Origin of the sequence: Novipirellula sp. (genome assembly GCF_041583735.1) — a bacterium.
Taxonomy (GTDB): Bacteria; Planctomycetota; Planctomycetia; order Pirellulales; family Pirellulaceae; genus Novipirellula.
The window spans coordinates 1-14,552 of the sequence record NZ_JBFHFD010000164.1 but is presented as its reverse complement, the minus strand read 5'-3'; the positions used below and the strand labels follow the sequence as shown (position 1 = coordinate 14,552).

At 55.6% G+C, this 14,552-nt stretch carries 14 protein-coding genes; 9 read left to right on the top strand and 5 right to left on the bottom strand.

Features of this window, described 5'->3' with window-relative positions:
• Positions 1-983: 30S ribosomal protein S1 (locus ABX962_RS14265; protein ID WP_372720493.1), on the bottom strand; the 983-nt coding region annotated here is incomplete at its 3' end.
• Positions 984-1,261: 278 nt separating this feature from the next.
• Between ABX962_RS14265 and rpiB the strand changes: the two genes are divergently transcribed.
• Entirely contained in the window at positions 1,262-1,729 is a 468-nt protein-coding gene (rpiB, locus tag ABX962_RS14260; protein ID WP_339940625.1) for a ribose 5-phosphate isomerase B, read from the top strand.
• Between the two features lie 54 nt (positions 1,730-1,783).
• Here the strand turns inward: rpiB and galE are convergent, their stop codons facing one another.
• Positions 1,784-2,767 carry a UDP-glucose 4-epimerase GalE gene (gene galE / locus ABX962_RS14255; protein WP_372720491.1) on the bottom strand — a complete coding sequence of 328 codons (984 nt, stop codon included), beginning with the start codon at positions 2,765-2,767 and terminating at the stop codon, positions 1,784-1,786.
• Between the two features lie 318 nt (positions 2,768-3,085).
• Here galE and xerD point away from each other — a divergent pair, with 318 nt between their 5' ends.
• A complete protein-coding gene (gene xerD, locus ABX962_RS14250; protein WP_372720489.1) occupies positions 3,086-4,039 on the top strand; it encodes a site-specific tyrosine recombinase XerD in 954 nt (317 codons plus the stop codon).
• Positions 4,040-4,107: 68 nt separating this feature from the next.
• Here xerD and ABX962_RS14245 read toward each other — a convergent pair whose 3' ends face one another.
• Both ABX962_RS14245 and ABX962_RS14240 read right to left on the bottom strand, forming a co-directional pair.
• Entirely contained in the window at positions 4,108-4,770 is a 663-nt protein-coding gene (locus ABX962_RS14245; protein ID WP_339940618.1) for an FHA domain-containing protein, read from the bottom strand.
• A gap of 191 nt (positions 4,771-4,961) precedes the next feature.
• The gene (locus ABX962_RS14240) at positions 4,962-6,176 is read right to left on the bottom strand and encodes a class I SAM-dependent rRNA methyltransferase (protein WP_372720486.1); all 1,215 of its coding nucleotides are present in this window, start codon (positions 6,174-6,176) and stop codon (positions 4,962-4,964) included.
• A gap of 444 nt (positions 6,177-6,620) precedes the next feature.
• Here ABX962_RS14240 and ABX962_RS14235 point away from each other — a divergent pair, with 444 nt between their 5' ends.
• Positions 6,621-6,905 (top strand): 4Fe-4S dicluster domain-containing protein, encoded by a 285-nt coding sequence (locus ABX962_RS14235; RefSeq protein ID WP_339940614.1) that lies wholly within the window; start codon positions 6,621-6,623, stop codon positions 6,903-6,905.
• A 163-nt stretch (positions 6,906-7,068) separates the two neighbouring features.
• Here the strand turns inward: ABX962_RS14235 and ABX962_RS14230 are convergent, their stop codons facing one another.
• A complete protein-coding gene (locus ABX962_RS14230; protein WP_372720484.1) occupies positions 7,069-7,674 on the bottom strand; it encodes an HNH endonuclease in 606 nt (201 codons plus the stop codon).
• A gap of 336 nt (positions 7,675-8,010) precedes the next feature.
• Between ABX962_RS14230 and ABX962_RS14225 the strand changes: the two genes are divergently transcribed.
• The 6 genes from ABX962_RS14225 to ABX962_RS14200 all read left to right on the top strand — a co-directional run.
• Positions 8,011-8,652 (top strand): DUF456 domain-containing protein, encoded by a 642-nt coding sequence (locus ABX962_RS14225; protein WP_372720482.1) that lies wholly within the window; start codon positions 8,011-8,013, stop codon positions 8,650-8,652.
• Between the two features lie 139 nt (positions 8,653-8,791).
• A complete protein-coding gene (locus tag ABX962_RS14220) occupies positions 8,792-10,516 on the top strand; it encodes a hypothetical protein (RefSeq protein ID WP_372720480.1) in 1,725 nt (574 codons plus the stop codon).
• 344 nt (positions 10,517-10,860) lie between these two features.
• Positions 10,861-12,402 carry a glutamate--tRNA ligase gene (gene gltX / locus ABX962_RS14215; protein ID WP_372720478.1) on the top strand — a complete coding sequence of 514 codons (1,542 nt, stop codon included), beginning with the start codon at positions 10,861-10,863 and terminating at the stop codon, positions 12,400-12,402.
• Between the two features lie 284 nt (positions 12,403-12,686).
• Positions 12,687-14,036, top strand: a complete 1,350-nt coding sequence (locus tag ABX962_RS14210; protein WP_372720476.1) for a cytochrome c — start codon at positions 12,687-12,689, stop codon at positions 14,034-14,036.
• A 42-nt stretch (positions 14,037-14,078) separates the two neighbouring features.
• Positions 14,079-14,207, top strand: coding sequence for a hypothetical protein (locus ABX962_RS14205; protein WP_372720475.1), 129 nt, complete (start codon positions 14,079-14,081; stop codon positions 14,205-14,207).
• Between the two features lie 11 nt (positions 14,208-14,218).
• On the top strand, positions 14,219-14,552 hold a 334-nt coding region (locus ABX962_RS14200; RefSeq protein ID WP_372720473.1), incomplete at its 3' end, for a glutamate--tRNA ligase family protein.

Sequence of the window (14,552 nt, the reverse complement as noted above, 5' to 3'; positions counted from 1 at the left end):
GGTTCGAGTTTGACGAACGCACCGTAGCTCATCACGTTGACGACTTCGCCCTTGTGATCGCTGTTGACCGGGTACTTCTCTTCGATGTTTTCCCACGGGTTGCGGTCCTTCTGCTTCAAACCGAGAGCAATCTTTTGCTTTTCGCGGTCGATGTGCAGCACCTTGACTTCGATTTCTTGGTCGATCGAAACCATTTCGGTGGGGTGACCGATTCGCTCCCATGCCATGTCGGTGATGTGAAGCAAGCCGTCGATACCGCCGAGGTCGACGAACGCACCGAAGTCGGCGATGTTCTTGACAACCCCTTTGCGGATCTGGCCGACTTCGAGTTCTTTCATCAAGTACGCGCGATCTTCTTCGCGTTGACGTTCGATCAACGAACGACGGCTGATCACGATATTGCGGCGCATGTCGTCGATCTTCAGCACTTCGGCTTGGATCACGCGGCCAATGAAATCGCCGATGTCGCCAGGGCGTCGAATGTCGACTTGGCTGCCGGGAAGGAAGACGTGGATCACGCCCAATTCGACCAACAAACCACCCTTGATCTTGCGAACAACGGTACCGGTGACCACTTGGCCCTCGGCAACCTTGTCCATCATGTCTTCCCACTCGATGATCTTTTCCGCTTTGCGTTTGCTCAGCGAGATCATGCCGTAAGGATCGTCGGCCGCCCCGAGTTCGTCTTCCATCTCTTCGATGAGAACTTTGACGGTATCGCCCACCTTGGGTGGATCTTCATCGCCGCCCCACTCATCGAGACTGACGGTGCCTTCGCTCTTGAATCCAACGTCGATCAGGGCCCATTCATCGTTAATTTCAACGATTCGGCCGTCGACAAGTTTTCCCTGTGCATAATCTTGTTGTTCCGCTGCCAGGGCTTCAAAAAGCAATTCTTCGGCTTGGTCTGCAGGGACTAGCAGAGCCAATTCGGCTAGAATGTCGTCGTCTTCGAGATTGCGGATGAGGTTACGGTTGACCATGAAAATTGATACCAATTGAGCTTTGAACCCGTGGTGCGAGACATGCACCGGCTCAAAGTCCGGGGGGGGTTAGAGTGGTTATTTGTCTCTTAACTTGACACATCATCAAGCGCCTAGTCGCGTAACCTAACAAAGCGACAAAAACGTCACAACAGCTTTACCCGTAGTTTCACGAGGAAAAATGCCGATCCGTTGCCATTTCGGCTCGCCCACGGTATCAATTGGCCTGTTCTAAGCATCGAGAATGCTTGTTTCGAGATCGTCCATTCTGAAATCACATGACTGAATCACTCCCTCTGCGAGTCGCCATTGGTGGCGATCACGCTGGTTTTCCCTTGAAAAAGATGATCGTCGAACGTTTTGGTGACCAGGTCACCGCAATGATCGATTGCGGTACCGACAGCGAAGCACGCTGTGATTACCCTGATTTCGCGGTCGCTGTAGCAAAAGAAATCCTGGCCGGACGCGCCGACAAAGGAATTATGGTCTGTGGCAGCGGAGTGGGAGTCAGCGTGGCTGCCAACAAAATTGACGGAATTCGAGCCTCGATCTGTCACGATACCTACTCGGCCCACCAGGGGGTCGAGCACGACGACATGAACGTGCTCTGCATCGGTGGACGGATTATTGGCTCGGAATTGGCCTTCGAGATCGTCCAGGCGTTCCTGGCTGCCCAATACGAGCCCGAAGATCGACACGCCCGCCGTTTGGCCAAAGTCTTGAAAATCGAGAAAGAGGGAATCTAGTACTGCGTCACAGCTTGCTTTCTTAGCGGCGACGAAGGGCTCGTCTGCGATTGTTTATTTCGAGTAACCGTGGGGATGCGCTTGATGCCATTTCCAAGCGGTTTGGACGATCGATTTGACATCCATGTACTTCGGTTGCCAGCCCAGTCGCTGTTTGGCCATGCGGGCATCGGCGATCAATTCCGACGGGTCTCCCGCGCGGCGGGGCCCCATCTTTTCTGGAATCGGGTGCCCGGTGACCTCACGGCATGCCTCGATGATCTCGCGGACGCTGGTGCCACGACCTGTACCTAGGTTCACGCACAAGCCTTTGCCAAGTTCGATTTTGTCGAGCGCTAGCAAATGAGCAGCGCCGAGATCATCGACATGAATGTAGTCACGTACGCAGGTGCCATCTTCGGTCGCATAGTCGTCACCAAAGATGGTAATCGCGTCGCGTTGTCCCAGAGCGACCTGTAATACGATCGGGATCAAGTGCGTTTCCGGGTCATGGTCCTCGCCGATCGATCCGTCTGGACGTGCCCCGGCGGCATTAAAATAGCGAAGCGCCGCGTAGCCAAAACTGTACGCGGCGGCATAGTCGGCTAACGCATGCTCGAAGACCATTTTGGTGAATCCATAGGGATTGATTGGATTCTGAGGTGTTGTTTCCGGGATTGGGACGGTGTCGGGTTCTCCGTACGTCGCGGTGGTGCTGCTAAACACAATTTTCTTCACATCGGCTTCACGCATGGCATCGAGCAGTTCGACCGCATCGATCACATTGTTGCGGTAGTAAAGTGCCGGATCGTTGACCGATTCATTGACCAACGCGAAGGCGGCAAAGTGCATCACCGCATCAATGTTTTTGTCGCGAAGCGTTTGCACGACTTTGGTTCGGTCGGACAATTCGCCTTGAACCAGCATTCCGTCGGGCACCGAGGCGGCGTGGCCTCGCGAGAGATTGTCATAAACGGTGACGGAGTGTCCGGCGTCTAGCAGCAACCGAACCGCGTGAGAACCGATATATCCGGCGCCACCTACCACTAGAACATTCATGGCAATCGTACTTTCTAAAACAGTTGGAATGGTCGGACGTACAAACAGGCAAAACCGAGCGAGATCCCCATCGGCGTCCAAGGGCGACCGTGTCATGTGTCGAATCAGAATAAGGGTAGTTTGTTGATTCTGCCAATGCCATAGCCGTGGGATAGGCTTCCACCCTGTCATCCGTCCACCCCGTCGCCCGTCTACCCCGTCACCGACGATCGTTTTTCACGTTTGATTCGCAGAACCAGCGGGCTGCAGGCCGTGAGCCTCGTCATGGTGACAAACTAAAAGCCCCTCTCCCGCTCTATTCACCTTCGAAGGAATGCCTTGGCAAAGCGACCTACCAAGCTCGAGCTGCTGCAGAAGGCGGGGCCACCGCCGAAGTCCAATCGTGCGACCGAGACGGTTTGCAACGAGTTTCTGGACTATCTGCGGAGCGAATGCCACTTGGCGGCCAACACGATCGCCGCCTACGGCCGTGACATGCGGCGTTTCGCAACTTGGCTTGGCACCGGATCGCTGAATCAAATCTCCATTAGCGATTTGTCGTCCTACATCGGCGAGCTTCACGAAGCCGAACTCGCTCCGGCTTCGATCGCTCGCAACGTGGTTGCCGTTCGCACTTTTTTCAAGTATTTGCAGCTCGAAGGGATTGTCCAAAGCAATCCGGCCGAATTGATTGTCACTCAGAAAATGTGGCAACGCATCCCCGGCGTTTTGTCGACTCGGCAAGTCGACATGTTTTTGTCATCACCGCGGAAAGCGGATGTCTATTGGCAGCGCGACGTCGCGATGTTGGAAGTGTTGTACGCTACCGGTTGCCGTGCCTCGGAGGTCTGTTCGATCCGTGTGCGTGACATGTCGCTGAGCGAGAAATTCTTGAAGTGCGAGGGAAAAGGGGGCAAGCAACGCGTCGTGCCGATCGGTTCTCAAGCGATCGCGGCGATCACTCGCTATTGCGAAGAGTTGCGAGGCAAGTTAGCGGAGAAGAGTCCGCATCCACCGGAGGAACTTTTTTTGTCACGCAGTGGTCGTGCGCTCGATCGCATCCAGCTGTGGCGGCTCGTCAAGTTTTACGCCAAGCGTGTCGGCATCGACCCGTCGATCAGCCCTCATAGTTTGCGGCATAGCTTCGCCACCCATTTATTGGCTGGCGGCGCCGACTTGCGTTTGGTGCAAGAGATGCTTGGGCACGCCAGTATCCAGACGACTCAGATCTATACGCACGTAGAGCATTCGCGATTGAAGAAGGTGCACCAAACGTTTCACCCGAGAGCTTGACTGTCGCTTGACTGTCGCTTGAATGTTGAAGGTGCGTTTGGGGATTTGCGTAGCCGCTGCTGCTTGAATCAATTTGGCCAATCGGGATCGGCAATCTTGCGTCCCATGTTTGCCAATTTCGCTTGGGCATCCAACAGACGCTGCCAAGCGGAGAACGACAGCACCACCTCGTCATTGCTTTCGTTGGTCTTGGCTGCTTCGATCAGTTTGTGAAGTCGTGATTGAAGGTAATCAAGGATTTCACAAAGCTGTGCTTTTTGGCCTGGCGACAATCCGTCGGGAATCGACGGGACTTCCAAGATTTGCACCAACTCGGCTGGATAAGGCGATTTGGGCTCTTGGTTTAGCTCCAGCGCGATCGAGCTTTCCGAGGATGCCATGTCGCGGCTGACGGTCGGGTTGTCGCCGCCCATCGCGGCCAACCGCGCGGCGATCTGTTCTTCCGAACCGACCAAGATCAAACTGCGGCCCAACGCGATTAAATCACCGTGGCGAAGGATCTTCAGTTGGCACTCGGTGCCGTTGACCTTCGTTCCATTGGTACTGTCCAAATCCGTTAGCACGAGCCGTTCGTTGTCGCGTTGGACCTTGAAGTGACATCGGCTGACACGCTCGTCGTTGAGCTGGATGTCGTTGCCTTCTTCGCGACCTACCGTCAGCGGTGGGTGCAAGTTTTCGTACACCTTTCCGCGATCAGCGCCGTGCAGAATCTTGAGGGTCACGCCCGACATGGGGCACTCCGACGGGAGGGAACAAGGGAGACAAGAATCATGGGTCGAGGGTGATAAGTATAAACGTTGTTTACGGTTGCGTCACCGCAGTTCCTGCGGTTTCGCGAGATCTTTCTAGGGTTTAACAATTCGTCTCGACTCCTAATTCGTGGCCAGTCAAAGTGAGCTGCCTCTATAGCAACGCGTGATTTCTACTGAACCTCTGCAATTATACATTTTAAATAATCGCTTTCGGGACAGGAAATTGCACAGGGGTGGTCAGCGGCGGGCCCTCGATTTTCTAAAACGATCAAATCTCGCCGTTTTCGCCGCCCGACATCCAACAACATATTAAGAAACTCCGAGCGTGAGACACGACCGCTGCAGCTGCATGTGACTAAGACTCCGCCGGGGGGCAATAGGTCCACCGCCAGCGAGTTGAGTCGTCGATACGCCCGCAGCGCCGTGTCGACTTGATGTCGGCTTCCCGCAAAACGAGGGGGGTCCAAGACGATGGCGTCGAAGCGTTGTCCCTCATCGCCGAGCCGTTTCAGTTCGTCAAAGCAATCGCCCTGAGAAAAGCTGATCTTGCCGTGCGGGGCGTTGCCCAAGCCATTGCGGGTGACCGCTTCTTGAGCGTGATCCAGTGCCGCTTGGCTCGAGTCGATTCCAAGCACCGATTTGGCACCTTCCTTCAACGCGACCAAACCGAACCCCCCGTTGTAGCAGCAGACGTCCAACACGCTGCGGCCTTTCATGTATTGGGCGGCGGCGAGGTGGTTGAGACGTTGGTCGAGATACCCCCCCGTCTTTTGTCCGGCATGAAGATCGACGGCCAATTGCAGTCCATTTTCGCTATACAGGACAGGATCCTGCTGCTCGACCCCTTCGAACCATTCGTTTTGCGGCTCGATGCCTTCGTGTTTGGCGGTTTTTTCATCCACGCGGACCATGATGGCTCGCGCCGACAACGCGGTTTTCAAATGCTGCAGAATCGGCTGCTGCCAACGCAATAAGGCGCCGGCTGTAAATTGCACGCCCAAGCAATCGGCGTAGCGGTCGACAATCAAACCGCTCAATAGGTCTGATTCGCTGAAGACAATTCGTTCCGCGGCCTGGGGATTCAGTGGACCCGTTAACCGGCGACGGGCAATCGCTGCATCCATTCGCGATTGCCAATGGTGCTCGTTGATTTCGATATTGGCGTCAAAAGCGTACAGCCGGACTCGCAACCGGCTGTTGGGATTGACCACGCCTCGGGCGACCCAGTTACCGTCGAAGTCGAGCAGATCGACGACTTGGCCCGATTTCAAGTTGTGCCCGGTTTCCGCGAGCGCATGGGCGTGAACCCAAGGATGGCGGGCCAGGAATGGGAATTGGCGTGACGGTTTTAAGCGAAGCGGAACAGGGGTATCGGAATAGGTCACGCGTGGTTGGTCCTGAAGGAATTTCTGGAGAAAATAGGGTGCAGATCGAAGTGATTTTGTGGCGTTAGACCATTTTGTCATCTCCCGCGGTGCCGCAAAGTGGCATGCGGATCGCTATGCACCCTTTCAGCTTGCCATCCCCGTCGAAAAACGCAAGCTGGAAGCTGGATGCCGCTGGCAAATCATCGCAAAATAACCTCCACCGCGGCAGCGGAGTCCGGCAGCGGAGTCCGGCTGGGGATGGCTCTCCAGGGGGCTTGAAGGATGCCCGATTCCGCCGGAAATCAAAATGCCCGCTCGTCAGCGAGAACCAAACTGGGCACAATGGAGTCGGTTAAACTGGAGCGACTGGGGTGTCCGGTCGATAAACACCGAAGACGGATCGGCACGCGGATGGTGCGTGACGGTCGTACGCGAAATTGCTTCAAAGAAAGGTCATCTGCCATGACACATGTTGTTTGCGAGCCATGCTCAGGATGCAAATACACTGATTGTGTTGTTGTTTGTCCAGTAGAGTGTTTCTACGAGGGCGATCAAATGTTGTACATCCACCCCGAAGAATGCATCGACTGTGAAGCGTGCGTTCCGGAATGTCCCGTTGAAGCGATCTTCCACGAAGACAACGTGCCTGAGGAATGGAAGAGCTACATCGAGCTGAATGCGGAGCGATCGGAATCGGATGAATGCGACGTCATTACCGAAAAGAAAGAGCCGCTGGCCGATAAGTAGGACGTTTCGCCGTAGCTGCTACGGAAACGCCCTGCGTCCTGATCGACGCGCCCCGATCGACGAATTTTCGTCCCAATCGACGATACTTGAAAACCCTCCGTGAGACGGCTCACAGAGGGTTTTTTATTGCTTGCGGCTTTGATTGCTTGCGGCTCAGCCGATCTCAATTCATGGCTGGCAGGAATGTTTTCCAGCATTCGTAGCGTGGATCTTCCATCGATTGAGCCAGCATGGGGTTAAAACGTGGTTTCGCCGGGCGGCTTAGCAATTGCATGCGAGCTTGCTGCGGCGTCCGCCCCCCTTTGCGGCTGTTGCATTTCAAGCAGCAGCAAACGATGTTTTCCCACGTTGTCGGCCCGCCATGGGATCGTGGGATCACATGGTCCAAGCTCAATTTGTTGGTCGGTTCTTTCCGGCCGCAATATTGACATTGGTTCTCGTCGCGAGCGAACAGATTCCTGCGGTTGAACCGCACCGTCTGGACCGGCATGCGATCAAACCGTGTCAGACGAACAATCCGGGGGACGCGTAGTTCAAAACCCACCGCTCGGATGTAGTCTTCGTCAGGTTGTTTTTCCAGAGAGGTAATCTGGCTGAGTTCACACCAGCTTTCAAAGTCGTAGCTGACGTATTGATCATCGTCATGACAAATCACTTCCGCACATTCGCGGTACAACAACGTGAAGGTCCGTCGTACGTTGACCACGCGGATCGCCATGTAAAAACGATTCAGCACTAACACATTCGTGTCGAGAACACTTTGCGACATAAGCAATTCGATCCTTCCGTTGTCTCTCTAAAAAGGCACTTCGTGGGACGAATCCATTCAGTCGGGTTTGTCAAAAAAACGACTGAATCATCTTCATCAGTTTAATAGACTGGCTTTGCATTCACTATAAGCATGCACGAGGATAAGCTACGCTTTCTGCGACACGAAAAAGCTGACTGGGGGTTCGCAGTGCTTCGGCAGCGTTTCTTTCCCATCATTGTAGGGTGCTGGCGATTGGTCGCCATCAAATTGTCGCAGCGGTTCATCGCAATTTCATCGAAGATTCACGGCGAAACGCCTGCTTTTTCCACGGTTTTTCCTGTTTAGAAAACGGTTTTGTCCACCTTGATGCTCGTCGCCAGTTCGCTCACTTCGATTTTTTGGCTGTCGTTCGATTTTCTGTCGCTCGATACCGAACGCTGGTTCGGCTGGCTCGGCCCCACCGGAGCGGTGTTGGCTGCGATTTTGCTGGTCGTTTTCTGTATCGTCGCGTGGGGTTTGAACCTGATCACCTTGCCCGGAAATTGGATCTCGGTTGCCGCGATGGCATTGTATGCGTGGTTAGGACCGAGTGAGGGCCGCATTGCGATTGGCGCCACCACCTTGGCGGCCGCGTTTCTGTTTGCCTTGCTCGGTGAAATTATCGAGTTCGCCGCAGGGGCGATGGGAGCTCAAAAAGCCGGAGCGAGCCGCCGTTCGACTCTGTTGGCGGTGGTTGGTTCGATGGCCGGAGCCCTGATTGGTGCCTTCGTTGGGATCCCCATTCCTGTCGTCGGCCCGATTTTGGCAGCCATCCTGTTTGGCGGAGTGGGGGCCACTGCAGGAGCGATCTATGGCGAATGGACCGATGGGCGTTCATGGCGCGAAAGCTGGAGCGTCGGGCATGCCGCCTTCTGGGGACGCACCTTTGGCACGCTGGGCAAATTCGCTGCCGGTTTGGCCGTCGTGCTTGCGGCACTCATCGGCGTGCTGTTTTAGCGGAAAAGTAACTTTACATAGTTCGCTAGCATTTGCGTGAGATCGCTCGGTTTGTGGATTGCATTGACTTTGGTGGGGCCAATTTCCTACGCTCGTCGCGGCGGAAACTCTTCAAAGAAAACATCATGGCCAAGGTTGCATGTCCCAGACGCGGCGCACGATCGACCGTCGGCGGCGAGTTCTTTATTCGACTCAGCAAGCCGACCTGACTTCATCCACGGCAGCGAGTCGTCGTACGGCCGAGCAGTGGCGCGAAGCACGGCGGCCGACGGCAACCTACGCTGCACGCGTCCATCGGCGGCTGCGCGGACGTTGGTTCTCGCTTGTTCCAGTAAAACGACGAACGTTGACAAGCGTGGCTGCGGTGCTGTGGGGCGTTGCGGTGATGTTGTCTGCGGCTCATTTCGCATCGGTCGCTTGGCCCTCGATCGTTAACCACCCCGAAGTCGCCCGGCCGCTGCGATTGGATCGCCCCGACAGCTTTGGACGCTGGATCATGTGCGTGTTGTTGGCGGGATCCGCCGGGGAGTCGCTGATGATTTATCAGGTTCGCCGCTATCGAGTCGATGATTACACCGGCCAATACCGTTTGTGGCGTCTCGTGTTGATCGCAATGTTCCTGGCCAGCATTAACTCGCTCGTTTCGATCGTCGATTGGGCAGGCGCGTTGCTCGACTTGGCCATCGGCGAACGGGTTGCGTTGTCCGGCAGCGATTGGCTTTCGATCGTGATCACGATCGGTGGTGCCGTGTTGGCGCTGCGGCTGATTGCTGAAGTGCGTCGTTCGCGATGGGCATTGGTAACGATGATCATCGCCTGGACGTTGATGGCCATCCCGGTCGCCGCAAAATGGAATATCTTTGCCGTTGATTCGATCGGGAAATGGTCGCTCGTGACCACCGCTCCGCTGTTAGCGTATACGACCTTGTTCATCTCGCTGGGCGGTTATTTGCGGATGCTGTATCGCCAAGTCCGTAATCTTGATGAAAACGACTCGCTGGCCGAGCGGTTCCAAGAGTGGAAGTTGCGGTATTTGACACGGGACCGCGAAACCGAAGTGGACGATGACCCGCAAGCAGATGCCGAGTCCAAAGTCGCTGGGGAAAAGAAACCGAAGCCAAAATCCAAAGACAAACCGGCCGGTAAACCACCGCGTGAAAACGCTGGTGATGATGCTGAATCGGATCAGGACGATGATTCAAGCAGTTCAGGCAGCGGCAAACGTCGATGGTGGTCGCTGCGCCGAGGCAAGAAAAATAACTCCGCAGCTGCGGATGACGCCGGGGCAGCCGTCGATGCGGATCAAGACGAGGAAGCGATCGAGGATACCGATGCCAACGTCGATTCCGAGCCTCGCAAGAAACGACGTTGGCTAGGGCTGCGAGCGGCAAAGGTTGAACGCACGGACATACAGGAAGAGGAATTGCAGCAGGACGCGTCGCCGTCCGGAGAGTCATCGGGCGGAGAAGCTGTCGATGAAGATTCGCCCAAAAAGCGAGGCCGATTCTCTTTCGGATTGGGACGCCGCAAGAAACCTGAATCACAGCAGGAGGAGGATTCCGCCGAGGGCCCCCCCGCAGTGGTCGCGCCGGCAGACCCGTCCGACGACGAGGGTGATCCGCCCGCCAAGAAACGCGGACTCGGGGGGTGGTTGAGTCGCGGTGCGAAGAAAAACGAAGCAGCGGCCGCCGCGGATCATGATGACGATCATGACGATGACGGCAACGACGATGACGCTGCGTCTGGCCATGGCTCGGGGGACCAGGACTGGGAGGATTCCGATTCGATCGACTGGGATTCGCTGAGCAAAACGGAGCGGCGGAAACTTCGCAAACAGCTCAAACGCCAAGGCCGCGCCGCTTAGAAGGTCTGTGGATTCTCGTAGCGAAAGTCGCCATCTCTCGTCGCGAACGTCCACGATTCTCGTAGCGAAAGTCGCCAAGACTTTCGGTCACCCGTGTCTTTGAGTCCCTTCGTCCCACGCGTGCCTCTCAGACCTGCGTGCCTCTCAGACCTGCCTGTCACTCGGGCCTGTCCGAAGCGTCCTCGTCTCGTTTGCCAAACGGATTTGCTCCTGTCAAACGGATTTGCTCCGAGCGCCGCAGTGGGCTTCTATGAGCCGAACCCCATCTTCGGGTATCTTCTCTCAGATCTTGTTCGCCCTTTGCGATTTTTCTCTGTTTCCCACTCCCCTGCTCGATCCGATCCATGATTCGAACTCGATTTGCCCCCAGCCCGACCGGTTATCTTCACATTGGTGGTGTTCGCACCGCTCTTTTCAATTGGTTGGTCGCGCGAAAAATGGGCGGTCAATTCATCCTTCGCATCGATGACACCGACGCCGGGCGGAACGTGAACGAGGCGATCCAGCCGATCTTGGATGGGTTTCGTTGGTTGGGAATGACTTGGGACGAAGGTCCCGAGGTGGGGGGACCCCACGAGCCCTATTTTCAGTCCCAACGGGCCGATCGCCATGCGGCGGCGGCCAAGTCGCTACTCGAAAGTGGTCATGCCTATCGAGATTACTCACGCCCCGAAGAGTTCGCGTCGCTGCGAGAGGAAGCACAAAAGGCGGGCAAGCAGTTCATCTACGATCGCCGCTGGATGGCCGAAGACGATGCTGCCGCGGCGGCGTTTGAAGCCGAAGGACGCACCGCCGTTGTTCGTTTGAAGATGCCACGCGAAGGTGAATGTGTCATTTCGGACCTCGTTCGCGGCGAGGTGCGAGTGGCCTGGGGGGCCGAGCAAGACCATGTGATCCAACGCGCCGATGGCAGTTGTTTGTATCACCTCGCCAGCGTGGTCGATGACCACGACTACGAGATCACCCACGTGATTCGCTCCGAAGAACATCTGTCGAACACGCCGCGACAAATCTTTATTCTCGAGTCGCTCGGGTACCAACGACCGGCCTACGCGCATTTGCCCTACGTTGCCGAACCCGGCGGTCATGCAAAATTGAGCAAGCGAAAGCTGGCCAAGTACGAAAAGAACAAAGATTTTGCCGAGCTGCTTGCCCGGGGACGTCGGATCGCAGACCGCTGTGGGATCCAAACCGAAGCCGATACGTTTAACCCCGTGATTGTCGACTTTTATCGCGAAATTGGGTTCACGGTCGAAGCGATTTTGAACTACTTGTTGCTGTTGGGATGGTCGCTCGATGGCGAACGCGAAAAATTCACGATTGCTGAAATGACCGAACTGTTTTCGCTCGAGCGAGTCACCAAGGCGCCCGCCTCATTTGATCCGCAAAAACTGTTGTCGTTCCAAGGGGACGCGTTTGCCGCACTTCCGCTCGAAGAACGAATCGAGCGAGTCAAACCATTTGCCGAGCGAGCGGGATTGCTCAAGGAGTCGGGCTCCGACGCGAAGCTTGGCGAAGTGGTTCACGGAGCCGGTGACCGACTGAAGATCGCAGGCGATATCCTCGACTTTGATTACTGTTTTCTGGACGAGTTTCCGGTCGATGCCAAAGCCTACGCCAAACGGATCGACGGTGATGCGGCCGCGAAAGATCTGCTGAAAAAATTGAGAGACTCGTTTGCCGCTGCCGACTCGTGGACGATCCCGTCGATTGAAACACTGGTCAAGCAGTTTTGTGAGGCCGAAGGGATCAAGCTCGGCAACATCATTCATGCGTTGCGAGTGGCGACCACGGGAACCGCAGCCGGATTTGGCATGTTCGAAACGCTGGCGGTAATTGGCAAAGAGCGAGTGTTGGCGCGAATCGACAAGGTGGTCCAGGCGTGACGTTTGAAGTTGGGCTTTTGTGTATAGGGGCAAAGCCCCGGAAGTTTACCTAGCCCAGCCCAACGGGCTGGGGCCAAGAAAACCAATGAATTGTAGTGATTTTGGCCCGGGGAACATTTAACAGCGCAACTTCAAAAAGCGTAATGCCGGTTCCGACAGCCGCACAAATCCGTTTGCCTCGCGAAACCGCGACAATCTGTGCCCATGCAGATTCGGGGTGATTTCGGGTAAACTGTATCATGGATATTTCATCACCCCTTTTTGTTCCATTGCGAGTGTTAGCCATGCAACGTTTCCGTTTCTCATCCCCCGTCGCGATCGTGGTGTGCGTGGCGGTTTGCGTTTTCGCGGCCGGATGCAAACGTGAAGAGACGCCGGTGACGTTTGAGCCCAACTTTGTCCACGCGATGAAGTACCAAATCAAAGACAACGTCTCGATGGATCAAGCCTCTAAGGACTCGATGTGGGTGGTGACGAAGATGTTCGGCACGCCGGACGAGCCCAAACTGCCTGACTTCGTTGCAGAGGAAGAGGATTTTGCCGAGCTGCTCGATCTCGATCGGCTCGTGCGTGCCTCGGGGTCTGCTGATGCCGAGGGACGTGGCCTGTACCGCAAACATTGTGCGTTGTGTCATGGCGTGACCGGAAATGGACGTGGCACCACCGCGGCAATCTTGAACCCGTATCCACGCGATTACCGGATGGGGGTGTTTAAGTTCAAATCGACTCCGCTTAGCTACAAGCCAACGCGAGAGGACATCGCTCGTTCGATTCGCAACGGGATTGCGGGTACCGCAATGGTCAAGATCCCCGAGTTGACCGAAGACGACGTGCAAGCGCTCACCGACTACGTGATCTATCTGTCGTGGCGTGGCGAGACCGAACGAGCCTTGATCGACGATGCCGTCATGGAAGGTGTCGATTTTGAAGGCGGCGAACGCATCATTGATCCCGAATTGGCCAACAGTTCCGACGAAGAAGAACAGGAATTGTACGAAGAGCAATGGGAGATCTCGGAGGAAATCGCGATGGGCATCGCCGAGTCTTGGCTCGAAGCGGAAGACGAAGTGCTCGAGGTACCCGAGCCACCAAGCGATTTTCCCGTTGCCAGTTCGCACAAGGATTTCGTCAAGCTGAGCCAAGGGGATCAGGCCGATGCGTTGGCGAAGTCGGTCGAGCGAGGCCGCGAACTATTCCTTGGCAAAGTGGCGTCCTGCAGTAAATGTCATGGTGAGAAGGGGCTCGGTAACGGCCAGACCACCGACTATGACGAATGGACCAAAGACTGGACCGCCCGAATCGGAATCAAACCCGAGGACCGCGAAGCATTGATCCCACTGCTTGCCCGCGGAGCGCTGCCGCCGATCAATGCGGTGCCGCGAAATTTCTCGGAAGGCTTGTTCCACGGAGGTTCGGAATCCAGTGATCTGTACCGCCGGATCACCCAAGGGATTGATGGTAGCCCGATGCCCGCAGCGACGTTTGTCGAAGGCCAATTTGAAAAGCAAGATGTTTGGCATCTGATCAACTTCATTCGCTCGCTGCAAACCGCGGATGCCGAGGATGCAGCAACTGCCGATGCGGCCCCAAGCGAAGCGGTGGGCACCGAGCCGAAAGCGAGCCCCGCGATCTAGCGACAACGATTCCGTCCCTGGTATCTCATCGCAACGGGGGATATGGGTGACGAGATTCGCCAAGAGTTTCGGATGCATCCTGAGATGCTGAAAGTCACGCACGACTTTCGCTACGACAACGCGTTTAGCGCCGATGGAAGTTGCCCTATCTATTCCCACTTTTTTAATTAGTCAAAGCGATTATGAGCGAGCAAGAAGCGAAACGCGAAAGCAAACACTTTATTCAACAGGCAATTGAGGCCGATTTGGCGGCGGGGCGTTTTTCAGGCGTGTTCACGCGGTTTCCGCCTGAGCCGAATGGCTATCTGCACATCGGGCACGCTAAAAGTATCTGCCTGAACTTTGGATTGGCCAAGGAATATGGTGGCACCTGCAACCTCCGTTTTGACGATACCAATCCCACCAAAGAAGAAACCGAGTACGTTGAATCGATTCAAGAAGACATCCGTTGGTTGGGCTTCGAGTGGGACAGTTTGCATTACGCCAGCGACTACTTTGACCAACTGTACGAGTGGG

What these genes read in the sequence shown, in the direction of transcription:
- rpiB (WP_339940625.1), top strand. Translation starts at nt 1,262, where the DNA reads ATGACTGAATCACTCCCTCTGCGAGTCGCCATTGGTGGCGATCACGCT.
- galE (WP_372720491.1), bottom strand. Translation starts at nt 2,767, where the DNA reads ATGAATGTTCTAGTGGTAGGTGGCGCCGGATATATCGGTTCTCACGCG.
- ABX962_RS14245 (WP_339940618.1), bottom strand. Translation starts at nt 4,770, where the DNA reads ATGTCGGGCGTGACCCTCAAGATTCTGCACGGCGCTGATCGCGGAAAG.
- ABX962_RS14235 (WP_339940614.1), top strand. Translation starts at nt 6,621, where the DNA reads ATGACACATGTTGTTTGCGAGCCATGCTCAGGATGCAAATACACTGAT.
- ABX962_RS14230 (WP_372720484.1), bottom strand. Translation starts at nt 7,674, where the DNA reads ATGTCGCAAAGTGTTCTCGACACGAATGTGTTAGTGCTGAATCGTTTT.
- ABX962_RS14220 (WP_372720480.1), top strand. Translation starts at nt 8,792, where the DNA reads ATGTCCCAGACGCGGCGCACGATCGACCGTCGGCGGCGAGTTCTTTAT.
- gltX (WP_372720478.1), top strand. Translation starts at nt 10,861, where the DNA reads ATGATTCGAACTCGATTTGCCCCCAGCCCGACCGGTTATCTTCACATT.
- ABX962_RS14210 (WP_372720476.1), top strand. Translation starts at nt 12,687, where the DNA reads ATGCAACGTTTCCGTTTCTCATCCCCCGTCGCGATCGTGGTGTGCGTG.
- ABX962_RS14205 (WP_372720475.1), top strand. Translation starts at nt 14,079, where the DNA reads ATGGGTGACGAGATTCGCCAAGAGTTTCGGATGCATCCTGAGATGCTG.